The sequence below is a fragment of the Streptomyces sp. NPDC046900 genome, from assembly GCF_040644975.1.
Lineage (GTDB): Bacteria > Actinomycetota > Actinomycetes > Streptomycetales > Streptomycetaceae > Streptomyces.
In genome coordinates, this window is record NZ_JBEYXD010000045.1 from 41,807 (window position 1) to 57,230 (window position 15,424).

A 15,424-nucleotide genomic window follows, 5' to 3' on the forward strand; every position below is an offset into this window, starting at 1 on the left:
TCGATCATCGTGGGCGACATCACCGCCGTGCGGGGTCGACACCGGATCGCCCCGACGGCGATCCGGCTATCCCTGCCCTGCCCCGCAGGAGCCCGATTCCTCCCCGGCCTGAAAGCCGGGACATCCTCGGAGGAACCCGGTGACCAAGCAAGGCAGCCGGTACGCCTCCCGGATCGGCCCCACCGGGATGGTGGGCGCAGTCGGCCTGCTCCTGCTGCTCTTCCTGGCGATTGCCGGCCCCGTCATCTGGGGCGCCGCCGCCTCGCACCTGGACGTGGCCGCAGCCCAGCAGGGACCCTCCGCCCGGCATCTGCTCGGCACCGACAGCCTGGGCCGGGACATGCTCGCCCGCGTGATGTCGGGGGCCCGTCTCTCCCTGGTCCTCGCGGTGCTGGCGACCGCCTTGGGTTCGGCGGCCGGCGTGCTGCTCGGCGCGTTCCCCACCGTCCTTGGCCGCCGCGGCCGCCGGGCCTGGGAATCCGTGATGAACACCGCGATCGCGTTCCCCGCGCTGCTGCTGGCGTTGTGCGTCGCGACCGTGGCCGGTGTCGGAGCGACAGGGGCGGTGTGGGCCCTCGGTATCGCGACCGCCCCCAACTATGCGCGCCTGACCTACACCCTCGCCTCGTCCGTGTCCGGGGCGGACTACGTCTTGGCCGCACGGATCCTCGGCGTGTCCCGGTGGCGCCTGATGCTGCGTCATATCCTGCCCAACATCGCCGAACCGTTGATCGTGACCACGACCCTGCAGGTCGGTGGCATGCTCATCGCGCTGTCCGGGCTGAGCTTTATCGGGTTGGGCGTCCAGCCGCCCTCCTACGACTGGGGGCGCCTGCTCAGCGAGAACCTCAACCGCATCTACACTGCCCCCGCCGCGGCGCTGGGGCCCGGCGTCGCCATCGTCATCGCCGGCCTGGTCTTCAACGCCCTCGGCGAGAGTGCGGCCGCCCTCGTCCGCGCAGATGCGGCCGCCGCCGCCCGGGCCGCCCGTCCGCGCTGGTTCGGTGGGGCACTGCGCCGCACCGCCGCCAGCCGGCCGCCGGCCGGGACGACCGGGACGACCGGGACGACCGGGCAGCAGGAGACCGCCGTGCCCCCGGCCGACGCCGACGCGTACGCGCTGCGCGTGCACGGCCTTTCGGTCGTCTTCCCCGGCCCGTCTGGGCCGGTGCACACCGTCCGGGGCGTCACCCTGGACGTGGGGCGCGGCGAGAGGGTCGGCATCGTCGGCGAGTCGGGCAGCGGCAAGACGCTGACGGCCATGGCGATCGCCGGACTTGTGCCGCAGCCGGGCCGGGTCACCGCCGGCCGGATGGAGATCGCCGGACGGGACCCCGCAGCGTTGCGCCCACCCGAGCAGCGCAGGCTGCTGGGTTCGATGACCGCTGTGGTCTTCCAGGACCCGCTGAGCTCGTTCAACCCCGCACTGAAGATGGGGCGTCAACTCACCGAGGCCAGCGAGGTCCACCTCGGCCTGACCCACGCCGAGGCGATGCGGCTCGCACAGGAGCGGCTGGACCAGGTACGCATCCCCAGCCCCGCCCTCAGGATGGCCCAGTACCCGCACGAGCTGTCCGGCGGCATGCGCCAGCGCGCCATGATCGCCATGGGTCTGATGGGGCAACCCGAACTGATCATCGCCGACGAGCCGACCACTGCGCTCGACGTGACCGTGCAGGAACAGATCGTGCGGCTGTTGGGCCAGATCAACCAGGACACGAAAGCGGCGGTCCTGATGATCTCGCACGACATCTCGGTCGTCACCTCGCTGTGCCAGCGGGTGGTGGTGATGTATGCAGGCCGGATCGTCGAGGACATCGACGTCGCCTCCCTGCTCAAGGGCCCCGCCCATCCCTACACCGAGGCGCTCCTGGCGTCCGTGCCCCACATGGCCAGCGACCGGGACCAGCCGCTGGCCACTATCCCCGGCCGGCCCCCGCAGCCCCTCGAGCTGCCCGGTGGCTGCGCCTTCGCACCGCGCTGCCGGTTCGCATCGGACAAGTGCCGCAGCGAGCAGCCGCCACTGGAGTTCCGGGACGGGCGGCGCATCGCCTGCTGGCATCCGCGTCCGCCGTTTCCGGCGGGCCCTACCGACACGACGACCACCACGACGGGGCAGGCATGACCGGATTGCGGATCGAAGGGCTGACCGTACGGTACGGGCGGGGCCGCCGAGCCATGACGGCGGTCGACGGGGTGAGTCTCACCGTGCCCCCGGGAAAAATCGTCAGCCTGGTGGGTGAGTCGGGCTCGGGTAAGTCGACCCTCGCCCGCGCCGTCGTCGGGCTCGCTCCCGTTGCCGCGGGCCACATCCTGCTGGACGACGAGGACATCGCCTCCCACACGGCCCGCCACCGGCACATCCAGATGGTCTTCCAGGACCCCTACGCCTCCCTCAATCCGCGGATGACGGTCGGAGCGACCCTGGACGAGGCGCTCCGGGCCCGCGCCGGTGCGCGCCTGACACGTGAGCAGCGCGGTCAGGGGATCGGCCGGCTGCTGGATCTGGTCGCGCTGTCCCCGGAGCATGCGGGCATGCTGCCTGGGCGCCTGTCGGGCGGCCAGCGGCAGCGGGTGGCCCTCGCACGGGCGCTCGCGGTGCGCCCCGACGTCATCATCGCCGACGAGATCACCAGTGCCCTCGATGTCTCCGTGCAGGGCGCAGTACTCAACCTCGTCCGCGACATCCAGGCCCGCTTGGGCACCTCGATGCTGTTCATCTCGCACAACCTCGAGGTGGTCCGGTACGTCAGCGACGTCATCGCCGTGATGTACCTGGGCCGCATCGTGGAGGCCGCGCCCACCGAGGAACTCCTCGCCCGGCCCCGCCACCCCTACACCAAAACCCTGCTGGCAGCCGTGCCCCGGCTGGGCCGGTCCTGGCGCGAGATCACCACGCCGTCCGGAGACCTGGACGCCCCCGATCCCCACCATCCTCCGCAAGGCTGCCCTTTCCACCCCCGCTGCCCCGTCGGGCCGCGCGTGAACGCCTCCCGTTCGGTGTGCCTGACCCTGGACCCGCAGCTCGGCGCGGCGAGGCGGCCCCACCGGGCCGCCTGCCACTTCGCCGACGACCCGGCGGCCGCCGGCGGCCTCAGGGCGACCGGCCCGACCCTGGACGCCGCGGGGATTGCCGAAAAACGCGACGGCCCGTCGAATGGTGGGCACGCCTCGCTCGCCGCGGTGGCCGCCACCGACGAAGAGACCGCGACGAAGGAGCAACGTTGACACTGGACCAGGCGGAACTGGGGCGACGGCTCGAAGAGCTCGCCCGCACCTACCGCGTACCCGGCGCCACCCTGGCCGTCCACGCGGGCGGCCGGACCACTCTCGCGGCGGCGGGCGTGCTCAACCGGGGTACGGGAGTGCAGACCACGACCGACTCGCTGTTCCAGATCGGTTCCATCACCAAGACCCTGACCACCACCCTGGTGATGCAACTGGTGGACGAGGGGCTGCTCGACCTCGACGAGCCGGTGGTGAAGGTACTGCCCACGTTCAAGGTGGCCGACCCGGACGTGACCGCGTCGGTGACGATGCGTCACCTGCTCACCCATACCAGCGGCATCCAGGGCGACGTCTTCGCCGACGTCGGCCGCGGGGACGACGTGCTGGAGCGGTTCGTGGCCCGGTTGGCGGAGCTGGGCCAGTCGCACCCCATCGGTGCCACCCAGTCGTACTGCAACACCGGCTTCGCCGTCGCCGGCCGGGTCATCGAGGTGCTCACCGGCAAGCTGTGGGACACCGCCCTGCGCGAGCGTCTCCTCTCCCCCCTGGGCATGGACCACACCTTCACCCTGCCCGAGGACGTGCTGCGCTTCCGGGCCGCCCTGGGGCACCTGCCAGTGCCGGAGGGCGGAGCCGACGACTGGCCACAACCCGCGCCGCGCTGGGACATCCCACGCTCGGCCGGACCGGCGGGCATCGTCGTCGCCACCGCCGAGGACCTCGTCGCCTTCGCCCGTATGCACCTCGCGGACGGCGCGGCCGCGGACGGCACCCGTGTGCTGTCCGCCACTTCCGCACACATGATGCGCGAGCCGCAGGTCGCGGTGCCGGACCGCTGGACCATCGCCGATCACTGGGGCCTGGGCTGGTTCCTGCCGACCTGGCAGGGCCGGACCCTGTACGGCCACGACGGCGGCACCATCGGCCAGAGCGCCTTCCTGCGCATCCTCCCCGACCGGGACGTCGTCATCGTCCTGCTCGCCAACGGCGGACGCACCCGGGAGCTTTTCTGGGCGGTCGCGAACGAGGTACTCCCCGAGGCCGCCGGGCTGTACATGCCCGGGCCGCCGCAGCCGCCCGCCGAGCGCATCGCCGTGGATCTCGCCGACTGGTACGGGAGCTACGAGCGGCACGGCGTGCGCATGGACCTCGCGCCGTGCCAGGACGGCACGCCGCATCTGACCGTGACCGTCACCGAGGGGCTGGCCGGTCTCGAGGAGCCACCGCACCGGATGCCGCTGACCGCCGTCGATCCGGACGCCGGTCTCTTCGTCACCCGGGAGCAGGACGTCGCCGCGTGGGCGCCTGTCGTCCTTTACACCCTGGGTGATGGCTCCCGCTACATCCACCTCGGTGGTCGCGCCACGCCGAAGGTCGGCTGAACACGCGGCCCTCGTGGCGCCGCGCCGATGGCCGGGTGCGGCGGCACGAGGGCCAAAGTCCGGGGGCCTGCGCCAGAGGCGCCGGCCCCCGAGCCTATGCCGGGCAGTTGCTCAGCCGGTGCCGAGCAGCCGTCCCATAAGCGCCGCCAGGAGCGCCGCCCGCTGCGGCATCGCGGACACGTCGGCGTACTCGCCCGGGGCGTGCGCATGGTCCCCGACCGCACCCAGCCCGTCCAACGTGGGCACTCCGAGACCGGCGGTGACGTTGCCGTCCGAGCCGCCGCCGACCGCCGCGCGGCGCAGGGGGGCCAGCCCCAGCGCCTGAGCCTCTTGCGCGGCCGAGGCGAACAGGTGTGCCGAATGGGAGGACTCCAGCGCGTACCGGTTGACGCCCCCGTCCAGTTCCAGGCCGGCGTCAGCGGCCACGGGCTTAAGCGTACGCAGGACGGCGTCCACCCGTTCCAGTTCGGCCGCCGTCCATGCCCGCACGTCCACCTGCACCAAGGCCTGTTCGGGAACCGTGTTCATTGAGGAGCCGCCCGACAGCACGGTCGGGGTCACGCTGGTGCCTGCGGTGGCATCGCCCAGTGCGGCGATGCGCAGCACCTGGTGGGCGACTTCCACGGTCGCGTTGATGCCCCTCTCCGGTTCCAGTCCCGCGTGCGCCGCCCGCCCGCGGACGTGAAGCCGGTAGGCGCCGATGCCCTTGCGTGCGGTCTTCAGCGCCCCGGCTGCGCTCGGTTCCGGCACCAGCACCGCCCGGCAGCCGCGGGCGGTGTCCTCGATCAGCTCCCGCGAGGACGGGGCGCCGAGCTCCTCGTCGCTGGTGAGCAGGACCGCGACGCCCTGCGCCGACGGCAGCAGCCGCAAGGCCGCGAACATCTGCACGAGGCCGGCCTTCATGTCGAAGACACCGGGGCCACTGGCCCGGTCACCGTCCACCGTGAACGGCCACCCGGCGAGCGTGCCGGTCGGCCACACCGTGTCGAAGTGGCCGAGCACCAGCACGTCGCCGGTACCCGAACCCGGCCACAGCAGATGGGGCCGGCCTCCGAGCTCCAGGCGCCTGGGCGCGCTTTTCAGTGCCTGCGCGCCGAGTTCCGCGACCAGGTCCGCACACGCGTGCAGGGCCGGCAGGTCCTGGGAGAACGACTCCTGCTCCACCAGCGCGGCCAGCTCGGCCCGCATCCGCGGCGCCTGCGAGGCGGCCGCGGCCAGCAGCGCGGCGTGCTTCACCGGGCCACCGCCGCCCGGGCGGCTCGCTCGCCGTGGCCGGCACGCAGCACGCGGCCTCGCCGCTCACCGGTGAACTCCCCGCAGTCCACCACGACATCCCCGGCCAGCACCACATACGGGATGCCCGTCGGCTTGACGTCGGGCACCGTGTAGGTGCCGTCATGGCCGACCTTCTCCACATCGATGACGCACAGGTCGGCAATGGCGCCGGGCCCCACCCAGCCCCGTGCGGCGAGGCCGAACTGGGCGGCACTGGCCGAGCTCGCCTTACGGACCGCCTCCGGCCAGTCCACCACCTTCTCTTCGCGCACGTAGCGGCCGAAAAACCGGGGGAAACAGCCCCAGGTGCGCGGATGATCCAGCCCGGTGGGCATGCCGTTGTCCGAACCGATACCGATGAGCGGATCGGCCATCATCGTCCGCAGGTCCGACTCGGCCATCATGGTCGGCACGATCATCGCGTTCACGTCGGCTGTGATCAGGGAACACAACACCTCCCACGCGTCGCCCTCGCCGCTGACCTCCTTGAGGGTCCGGCCGGCGACGGCGGTGTCCCGGTGACGGTTGATCAGCACGTCGGCGGGCGTCACCTGGCGCCACAGCCCCGCCGCCACCGCCTGCGCCACATCCTCGGCCCTGGCCCGCAGACGGGCACGCTCGGCCGGGTCGGCCATCCGGGCCAGCAGCGCCTGAGCGCCTCCGGCGAGCGCCTCGGGGGGCAGCAGCGCGTGGAGCATGGTGCCTCCGGCGAGGTAGGGGTACACGTCACCGCGGACGTCCACGCCGGCCACCCGCGCCGCGTGCAGCTTTCCCAGCAGCATCGAGGACTTGCCGTGGTTGGGCCGGCCGGCCGCCTTGCAATGGGAGATCTGCACCGGGATGCGTGCCCGCCGGCCGATCTCGATCGCCTCGTCCAGGCCGGCCTCCAGGGCGTCGCTCTCGTCGCGCATATGGGTCGCGTACGGGCGCCCCCACCGGTGGGCGACCTTGCCCAGTGCCACCAGTTCCTCGACGTCGCCGTACGCCCCCGGTGTGTAGATCAGACCGCTGGAGAAGCCGACGGCCCCCGCCGCGAACGCCTCGTCGGCCAGCGTGCACATCGCTGCCAGCGCCTTAGGGGCCAGCGTGCGGCGCATGCCGTTGGCGGTCAGCCGCAGCGTGTGGTGCCCGACCATCACGGCCAGGTGGTTGGTGGGACCGGCGGCCTCGATGTCGTCGAGATAGGTGCCGAAGGAGCGCGCTGTGTAGGCGGCCCCGGCCGCGAGGTCGCCGAACAGGGCCTGGGCCTCCTTGGCGGCCGCGTCGTCCATCGGGGCGGCGGAATAGCCGCAGTTGCCGGCGATCTCGGTCGTCACACCCTGGAGCAGCTTGAAGGGCTGCGGATCGGACATCATCGGGACCATGTCCGAGTGGCTGTGCGGGTCGATGAACCCCGGCGCGATGGCCATCCCCGCAACGTCGATCTCCCGCCGAGCGGGCCCCAGATTGCGGCCGACCGCCCTCACCCGGTCACCCGTGATGGCGACGTCCGCCCGCACCCCCGGGGAGCCCAGGCCGTCGTAGACGATGCCGCCGAACAGCTTCAGGTCGTACACGCCACGTCTCCTTAACTGTGGTTGCCTGCGGGATGGCAGTCTCACCAAAGGCCCGCACCCCCACCTCGTTCTCCGCGACCAATCCGGTGCGGCGACCATGTGGCCTGGCACATATCCCCGCCGGGTGCGGCGTGCGACCGTAAGCGGCATTGGAAGGACGGAACGTGACGAACCCTTACGCGCATCCCTCCCTCGCGCGGATCCTCGACCTGCTGGGGACATCCGCCGCCCGCCTGCTCGCCGCGCCGGCAGGATGTGACATCCCGGTGACCGATCACACCGTCCTGGACGTCACCGAGGAGGAGGGGCCGGCCCGTGAGGGGGCGATCCTGCTGGCCGTCGGGATGCGTCCCGACGCCGCGGCCCTCCTGGACGCCCTGCCCGCGCTCGGCCGGGCACGCGTTGCGGCGATCGCCCTCAAGACCCGCGGGGCCGACACCGGGCCGCTGGTCAAGGCCGCCACCGCCGCAGGAGTCGCTGTGCTCGCCGTCGCCGACGTCATTCCCTGGCGGCACCTCGACGCACTGCTCGCCGCCGCCGCAGGCAACGTCGGACAGGACGCGCCAGGATTTCCCTCGGCCGCCGCGGTCGGCGACCTGTTCGCCCTGGCCAACGCCGTGGCGGCGATGGTGGGCGGCGCCATCACCGTCGAGGACCCCCAGCAGCGGGTCCTGGCCTACTCCAACCTCCCCGGCCAGCCGATCGACGACGCCCGCCGCGACACCATCCTCGGGCGGCAGGTACCCCTGGACGACCACTACCTGCAGGTCTACCGGCGACTGTGGCGCGCCCCCGGGGTCGTCCGGGTCGGTGACGCCTCGCCGCTGCCCCGCCTCGCGGTGGCCATCCGGGCCGGCACCGAACCTCTCGGCTCCATCTGGGCGGTAGAGTCCGGCACCCCGCTCGGTCCCGAGGCCGAGCAGGCACTCGCCGACGCCGCCAAGGCGGCCACGCTCCACCTGCTCAGACTGCGCCGCGCAACCGAGCTGGAACGCCGGGCCCGCGGCGAACTGCTCCGCTCCCTGCTCGCCGGCAAACTCCCCTCCGCGGCCAGGTTCGGCATCGACTGTGGCCGAATGACCGTGCTCGCCCTCGAACTGCCCTCCTCCTCCCCCACCCCGCTCAACACCCTCGGGCTGCAGGTCGCAGACCTGGTGATGGCCTGCGCGGAGACGTTGACCTCTTCCGTCTCCTGTGTGGTCGAGGGACAGGTCGTCTACGCCCTGCTCCCCCTTGCGCAGGACGTACCGCAGGCGCGGGTGGCGTCACTGGCCGAGATGGTCATCACCCGCTGCGAGGAGTCGCTGCACACCCGGCTGCGGGCCGGCATCGGCTCCGCAGTGGCCGACTTCGCGGACGTACCGCGCTCGCGTCAGGAGGCGGACCGGGTCCTGGCGGTGCTCGCCGCCGAACCACACCGCGCCCGCGTCGCATCCCTCCAGGACGTGCGCTGCCAGGCGATCCTGCTGGAACTCCAAGAGAGCATCGCCAACGACCCGCGGATCCAGCTCGCCTCGGTCACCGCCATGCTGCGCCACGACGCCGAAAAGGGCACCCGGTACGCCCAGACCCTCCTGGCCTACCTCGACGCCTTCGGTGACACCACCGTCGCAGCCGACCGCCTACACGTCCACCAGAACACCTTCCGCTACCGCATCCGCCGCCTCGGGGAGCTGTTCGGCGTGAACCTGCAGGACGCGGACGAACGCCTCGTTCTCTGGCTTCAGTTGCGACTGCTGCTCTCCCAGGCAAGAGCAGCGCCGACCACCGCCCAAGGCCTTCACGTCGTCGGCCCCCACCAAGTCCCCGACCAGGATTGATCCGCGGCGACGAAGCACATGTGGGCGGATGCAAACACAGTAAGGGGGTGGCTACTTCACCCTCGGCCGCCCCCACGGGCGCCGCACCCGACGCGCTGGACCGGGCGGCCACCGCCGCGGCGGTGGCCCAGGCCCGTGCCGCAGTCGATGTCCGTGAACTCACCGACATCCCCGCTCTGACAAGCGCGGCCCTGCTGTTCGCCAACATCTGGAACACCGACCGGCCCCCGCTCAACTCCGACGTCATGCGGGCCCTCGCCCACGCCGGCAACTACGTGGTGGGCGCCTTCGACGGCGAGGAACTGCTTGGCGCATCCGTTGCCTTCCTCGGTCTGCGCCAGGGGCCGATGCTGCACTCCCATATCAGCGGCGTCCGCGCCTCCGCGCAGGGCCGCAGCATCGGCTTCGCGCTCAAACTCCACCAACGTGCCTGGGCTCTCGCCCGCGGGATCGAGAACATCACCTGGACCTTCGACCCGCTCATACGACGCAACGCCTATTTCAACCTGGTCAAACTCGGTGCCCGCGCCACCGAATACCTCACCGACTTCTACGGCGACATGACCGACGGGATCAACCAAGGCCAGCACAGCGACCGGCTCCACCTCACCTGGCCGCTGCTGGCCACCCACGTCATCGATCTGCTCGACGCCATGCCCAGCCGCCGCCCCGCACAGGCGGATGCCGCCGCCCACGCCGAGCCCCGGCTGGTGCAGGGCCCGAACGGCGGCCCCCAGCCGCACCCGACCGGCGCGCAGGCCCAGCTGGTCTGGATCCCTGCGGACATCGAGGCCCTGCGCCGCGCGGACCCCGCCGGTGCCGCGCACTGGCGGCTCGCGCTGCGCACCGCGCTGACCGGCGCCCTCGCGGAGGGCTACGACATCCGGACCTGCACCCGGTCCGGGCACTACCTACTCACCCGGAGGAACCCGTCTTGAACCCTCCCTCCGCTGAAGCAAGGGGATTCCTGGCTCAGGCTGCCTGCGGGCCCGGCGGACCTACGGGTCTTACACCCTCAACACCAGCCGGGTCGGAACCTGCCCGGTTCGGTACTACAAGCAAAGGAGTTGCTATGCCAGCCTGGCTCCCGCTCAGCACGGTGTGCGCGCTTGGTTCTCGCAACGCACACCGAGCAGCCTACCCGCTCGCGTGGACGGTCTTTCGCCCTGGAGGCGAAACCCCGTTGCCTGCCCTGCTCCGCAGGAGTCCGATTCCCCTCCAGCCTGAAGGCCAGGGCATCCTCGGAGGAACCAGGTGAAGATCACAGGATGCGAACTGCGGCGCGTGCGGCTGCCGCTCGTCGAGCCCTTCCGCACCTCGTTCGGCACCCAGCACGCCCGCGAGCTGCTGCTGCTGCGCATGGTCACCCCCGACGCGGAAGGCTGGGGCGAGTGCGTGGCGATGAACCAGCCGCTGTACTCGGCGGAGTACATCGACGGTGCCGAGCACGTCGTCCAGCACTTCCTGCTGCCCCGGCTCGCCGCGGTTGACGAGGTGACGGCCGCCCATGTCGCGCCGCTGCTCGCCCCCATCAAGGACCACCGCATGGCGAAGGCGGCCGTGGAGATGGCCGTTCTCGACGCCGAACTGCGGGCCGCCAGCATGCCCTTCGCCCGCTACCTGGGCGCAGTGCACGACACGGTTCCAGCCGGTGTGTCGGTGGGAATCATGGACTCGACGAAGAGGTTGCTCGACGCGGTGGCCGGCTACCTGGACGCCGGATATCTGCGCATCAAGCTGAAGATCCAGCCCGGCTGGGACGTGGAACCCGTCCGCGCGGTGCGGGAACGCTTCGGCGACGACCTGCTGCTCCAAGTCGACGCCAACACCGCATACACCCTCGCCGACGCACCCACCCTCGCCCAACTGGACCCGTTCGGCCTGCTGCTGATCGAGCAGCCACTGGCCGAGGACGACATGCGCGGCCACGCCCAACTGGCCCAGCGCATCCGCACACCCCTGTGCCTGGACGAGTCGATCACCTCGGCCCGCGCCGCGGCCGACGCCCTGGCCATCGGGGCCTGCTCGATCATCAACATCAAACCCGGTCGCGTCGGCGGCTACCTGGAAGCCCGGCGCATCCACGACGTCGCCGCCGCCATGGGCGCCCCCGTATGGTGCGGCGGCATGCTCGAGACAGGGATCGGCAGGGCCGCCAACGTGGCACTCGCCGCGCTTCCCGGCTTCGTCCTGCCGGGCGACACCTCGGCCTCGGCACGCTACTACGCCAAGGACATCACCGCGCCCTTCGTCCTGTCCGACGGGCACCTGCAGGTGCCCGACGCACCCGGATTCGGCATCGAGGTCCAACCCGACGCGCTGGAGGAGTTCACGATCTCGCGCACCTACGTGAACCTGCAGGCCCTGCGGTAGGACCCCAGATACGGGGGCCGAAAACCGCCGGCAGCCGAACCCCCGGGGGGATTCGGCTGCCGACGGTGCTTGGCACGGATCGGCACGCGCCCGCACCCGCGGCCTCAAGCCAAGCACCGCAAGGTCAGCCGGTCGGCTGCGCCGCCCGGATGTAGTCGACGGCGGCGCGGGCCACGGTGCCGATGACGGCGTCAGCCGGAGGATTCACATACGCCGGCGAATGGGGGCAGGTGAAGACGGCGACGGCGTACCGGCCGCCGTCCGGGTACTCCACCACGCCGACCTCGTTACGGACGAACGGCAGCGTCCCGGTCTTGCCCGCAACGGCCACCGCGTCGTCCGGGAAACCGCTGCGCAGCCGGTGCGGCCACACCTGCAGTCCCAGGATGCGGCGCATCGCCGCGCAGGCCTTGGCCGACGCCGCCTGGTTGCGCCAGATCATCGAAAGGAGGGCGGTGATCGAGCGGGGTGTCCCGCGGGTGGCAGAGGGGATGTGCAGCACACGGGAGGCGCGCAGCCGCTCGGCTTGCGTATCACTGAGGTCCAGAACGTCGGCGCCGCCGAACTCTTCGTCGAACGCGGCGTAGATGTCCCGGCACGTCCCCTCCAGCCGGACCTCCTTCAACCCCAGACCGCTCATCCTGGCGTTGATGGCGTCGATACCCAGCAGGTCGCACAGGATGTCCGTCGCCGCGTTGTCGCTCACGCTCATCATCCAGTAGGCCAGATCGCGCAGGGAGACGTCGATCGGGTCGAGCATGACCGACAACCCGGTCGGCCCCGGCGACCGGCCGCCCTCTGGCACATGCACACGGCCGCTCAGGTCGACCGTGCCCTCGTCGGACCGGGCATACAGCTCGACCAACACCGGGATTTTGCAGACACTGGCCAACAGCACCGCCTCGTCCGCCCCGTACTCGAACTGCACCCCACTGTCGATGTCCACGGCATGGACGAAACCGCCCGATCCAGCCGCCGCGAACGCCTCCGCAACCCTGCACCGCACCAGCTCCGCTTCAACCCGCGCCCCGACGCGGCCGCCGGGCGGGCTGCCGACCCTCGCCCTGCTCTCCTCCATAACCGTGACCCCTTCCAGGATGTCGAGTTCACTCCCCAGCAACCCCCACCCACCCCTACCGAAAACACGCGGAAGCAGGACGCAGGAGCAGGGCGCGGGAGCAGCATGGACACCGGAGGAGGGCCGCGTCTTCGTCGGCGGCGACAAGGCCGGCAGGTGCGATGCGGTGGGTCGGCCCAAGACACCACAGGCATCCACCCGGGGCAGGTAGGGGGTGGAGGCGGCGCGGATCGCGCCGGTGCCGCCGGCTGCGGTGTGCACGGTCAACAGGCCCGCCCTGAAAGGCCGTGCTGACCCCACTGCGTCACGAGCCACGGGTGGCCGGCGCAAGGCCGGCCTGCGGGCACCACCGGCTAAGCCCTGGCCGGGCTGCTACGGCACTTTTGATCGCTGTTCAGGAACGGTCAGGCATTCGGAGTGGGGAGTCCGGCGATGAAGCTGGCCAGGTCACGGCGCCGGGAGTGGCTAGGCCAAGCAGCCCAGGTGCGGCGCACCAGGGGATGTCCATGCAATGGCTTCCAGACGACATTCTCCGGGAGTGGCTGGGACCAGTTGGGCGGGGCGAGGGCGAAGGCCTTCTCCGTGGTGACGGCGGCCAGTTTGATCTCCGCGATCAACTCCTGGTCTTCCGGCGGCTCGGGACCGAGGTCGAGGCCGAAGCTGTGCAGCACCGAGGTGACCTCGTCGTACCATGTAGGGCTTCCGGAGCGGGGAAAGCTCACCCACTCCAAGCCATGGAGGGTCTCCAGACGCACCCCCTCGTCGTCGGCCAGCTCCGCGGCCACACTCGCCGCCAACAACACTCCCAGCTGTTCCCTGACGACCAGCATGGCATCGAGGTCGGGGTCCGCAGGGCGTTCCCTGAGCAGGCCAATGTCCAACTCGTCGGCGCGAAGTGCCTCCAGTTGAGCTGCTGATGACAGGTGGCGGGCCTGGACCCGGGTGTCAGGGCATGCGGCTGCCACCTGTTCCATCGCTGGACCGAGCAGATCGGACGGGAGTTCAAGGGGGATGCCGACCCGCAGCAGCCCGCAGCCCGGGCTCGTAAAGCCGGCCATCGTCCGCAATGCTTGATCGTGCCGAGCAATCAGGGCACGGGCCTCGGCCAGGAGGGCCCCACCCTCCTGCGTCGGGCGTACGCCGGTGTTGGTACGGATCAGCAGTTTCAATCCCAATTGCCGCTCCAGACTGCTCACAGTCTGGGACAGCGCCGACTGGCTCACGTGCAGTCGGCGTGCCGCGGCAGACATGCCGTGCTCTTCGACGACAGCAACGAAGGCTCGAAGTTCCCGCAGTTCCATCTACCCATATCAGCATATGGCATTCCAGCAGGTCACCCGCCCGGCATAAATCGCACTGATCGTCGCTTTCATGAAATCTTATGGCGGATGCCGCGGATCGGAGGAGTCCGCGGCGATTATCTGCAGGCCAGCATGATCCGAGGTGACGGCGGATGTCAGGAAGTCCTGCGATAGCGGCCAGCGATTTCTGTAATGGCCGGGCCGGAATGACGGTGGCCACTGTGTAGCTGTGGACCTTGCCGCCGCCAGGTGGCAGTACGGCCGGGTACCGAGGACGGTATTCCGCCGCCATCAATTAGGAAAATGTCGCGAGGAGCAACGATGGGTCTGCTGGACGGGAAGGTCGCACTGATCACCGGTGGAACTTCCGGAATCGGCCGTGTCGCCGCCGTCTTGTTTGCGCAGGAGGGCGCGAAGGTGGCCTTCACCGGCCGGCGTGAGGTCGCCGGAGAGGAGGTAGTCGACGAGATCACGAAGAACGGTGGTGAAGCCCTGTTCGTCAAGGCCGACGCCACTGACATCAGTGGCGCAGCTGACGTTGTGGAGCAGGTGGTAGGTCGTTTCGGCCGGCTTGACGTGGCCTTCAACAATGCCGGCACCGCCGCCGTCGGTCCGATCACGGAGCTGGATGAGGCCGCGTGGCATCACTTGGTGGACGGGAATTTGAAGGGCTCGTTCTTCTACCTTCAGGCCGAGGCGGCTCAGATGAAGCGGCAGAGCCACGGTGGGGCCATCGTCTTCAACGGGTCGGTGTTCGCGGAGCTGGGCACGCACGGCATCTCTATCTACAGCGCAACCAAGGGCGGTGTCGCGGCACTGGCCCGCGCAGCGGCGGTCGAGCTCGGCCCCGACTCGATCCGTGTCAACACCGTCAACCCGACGATCATCCGCACTCCGCTGACGGAGGGCGGGATCACCAAGAACGACGACGGTTCGGAGTACCACCCGCATGGTGAGAAGATCCCGCTCGGTCGTATCGGTGAGGCGGAGGAGGTCGCGCAGGTGGTGTTGTTCCTGCTGTCGGACCGGGCCTCGTTTGTCACCGGTCAGTCCGTGATGGTCGACGGCGGCCAGAGCGTGAACTGACCTGGGTTTGACGGCAGCGGCGATCGCCAGCCCCGAGGCAAAACCCCCTGGGGGCTTTGGCATCTCTGTCATGGACACCCCGCAGGGCTGTCGGCGCCGTGCCCGGCTGCCGCGTCTCCACATCGTTCCCCTCCGGGTCCGCCCGGCGGCAGCCTTGCCGGGGGCGAGGAGAACGGGATGGGCGGGTGACGTGGGGCTGTGGCGCAGAATGCGGCCTTTGCGCGGGGTCAGAGGCGCGTGGCAGCGGGGCAGCCGAAGGAGACGGTGCCTCCTGTGCCGATCAGGCCTGCGGCCTGATCGGCACGGCGCGGGCATTCCCCGCCGT

The 15,424-nt window shown here is 70.7% G+C and carries 11 protein-coding genes; 7 read left to right on the forward strand and 4 right to left on the reverse strand.

Features of this window, described 5'->3' with window-relative positions:
* Positions 1 to 139: 139 nt before the first annotated feature.
* Genes ABZ904_RS32345 through ABZ904_RS32355 form a run of 3 tightly spaced genes read left to right on the forward strand, consistent with a single transcriptional unit; the run spans position 140 to position 4,610 of the window.
* Entirely contained in the window at positions 140 to 2,125 is a 1,986-nt protein-coding gene (locus tag ABZ904_RS32345; RefSeq protein ID WP_361827271.1) for a dipeptide/oligopeptide/nickel ABC transporter permease/ATP-binding protein, read from the forward strand.
* Positions 2,122 to 3,228, forward strand: coding sequence for an ABC transporter ATP-binding protein (locus ABZ904_RS32350; RefSeq protein ID WP_361827274.1), 1,107 nt, complete (start codon positions 2,122 to 2,124; stop codon positions 3,226 to 3,228). Before ABZ904_RS32345 ends, ABZ904_RS32350 begins: the two co-directional genes overlap by 4 nt.
* The gene (locus tag ABZ904_RS32355; protein WP_361827277.1) at positions 3,225 to 4,610 is read left to right on the forward strand and encodes a serine hydrolase domain-containing protein; all 1,386 of its coding nucleotides are present in this window, start codon (positions 3,225 to 3,227) and stop codon (positions 4,608 to 4,610) included. Before ABZ904_RS32350 ends, ABZ904_RS32355 begins: the two co-directional genes overlap by 4 nt.
* A 111-nt stretch (positions 4,611 to 4,721) precedes the next feature.
* Here the strand turns inward: ABZ904_RS32355 and ABZ904_RS32360 are convergent, their stop codons facing one another.
* Together ABZ904_RS32360 and ABZ904_RS32365 are read right to left on the reverse strand one after the other, a co-directional pair.
* Positions 4,722 to 5,846, reverse strand: a complete 1,125-nt coding sequence (locus ABZ904_RS32360) for a M20 family metallopeptidase (protein WP_361827280.1) — start codon at positions 5,844 to 5,846, stop codon at positions 4,722 to 4,724.
* Positions 5,843 to 7,441, reverse strand: coding sequence for a D-aminoacylase (locus ABZ904_RS32365; RefSeq protein WP_361827283.1), 1,599 nt, complete (start codon positions 7,439 to 7,441; stop codon positions 5,843 to 5,845). Before ABZ904_RS32365 ends, ABZ904_RS32360 begins: the two co-directional genes overlap by 4 nt.
* A 164-nt stretch (positions 7,442 to 7,605) precedes the next feature.
* Here ABZ904_RS32365 and ABZ904_RS32370 point away from each other — a divergent pair, with 164 nt between their 5' ends.
* The 3 genes from ABZ904_RS32370 to menC all read left to right on the forward strand — a co-directional run bounded on the left by ABZ904_RS32370 (position 7,606) and on the right by menC (position 11,634).
* Positions 7,606 to 9,261, forward strand: coding sequence for a helix-turn-helix domain-containing protein (locus tag ABZ904_RS32370; protein WP_361827286.1), 1,656 nt, complete (start codon positions 7,606 to 7,608; stop codon positions 9,259 to 9,261).
* 47 nt (positions 9,262 to 9,308) lie between these two features.
* Entirely contained in the window at positions 9,309 to 10,199 is an 891-nt protein-coding gene (locus ABZ904_RS32375) for a GNAT family N-acetyltransferase (protein ID WP_361827289.1), read from the forward strand.
* A gap of 316 nt (positions 10,200 to 10,515) precedes the next feature.
* Positions 10,516 to 11,634, forward strand: coding sequence for an o-succinylbenzoate synthase (gene menC / locus ABZ904_RS32380; RefSeq protein WP_361827292.1), 1,119 nt, complete (start codon positions 10,516 to 10,518; stop codon positions 11,632 to 11,634).
* 124 nt (positions 11,635 to 11,758) lie between these two features.
* On the opposite strand, the gene ABZ904_RS32385 is transcribed toward menC, so the two are convergent.
* On the reverse strand, positions 11,759 to 12,712 hold the full coding sequence (locus tag ABZ904_RS32385; protein WP_361827295.1) for a serine hydrolase: 954 nt from the start codon (positions 12,710 to 12,712) through the stop codon (positions 11,759 to 11,761).
* A gap of 404 nt (positions 12,713 to 13,116) precedes the next feature.
* Positions 13,117 to 14,013: a LysR family transcriptional regulator gene (locus tag ABZ904_RS32390; RefSeq protein ID WP_361004591.1), complete on the reverse strand. Its 897-nt coding sequence runs from the start codon at positions 14,011 to 14,013 to the stop codon at positions 13,117 to 13,119.
* 321 nt (positions 14,014 to 14,334) lie between these two features.
* Between ABZ904_RS32390 and ABZ904_RS32395 the strand changes: the two genes are divergently transcribed.
* Positions 14,335 to 15,099, forward strand: a complete 765-nt coding sequence (locus ABZ904_RS32395; RefSeq protein WP_361827298.1) for a glucose 1-dehydrogenase — start codon at positions 14,335 to 14,337, stop codon at positions 15,097 to 15,099.
* Positions 15,100 to 15,424: the final 325 nt, after the last annotated feature.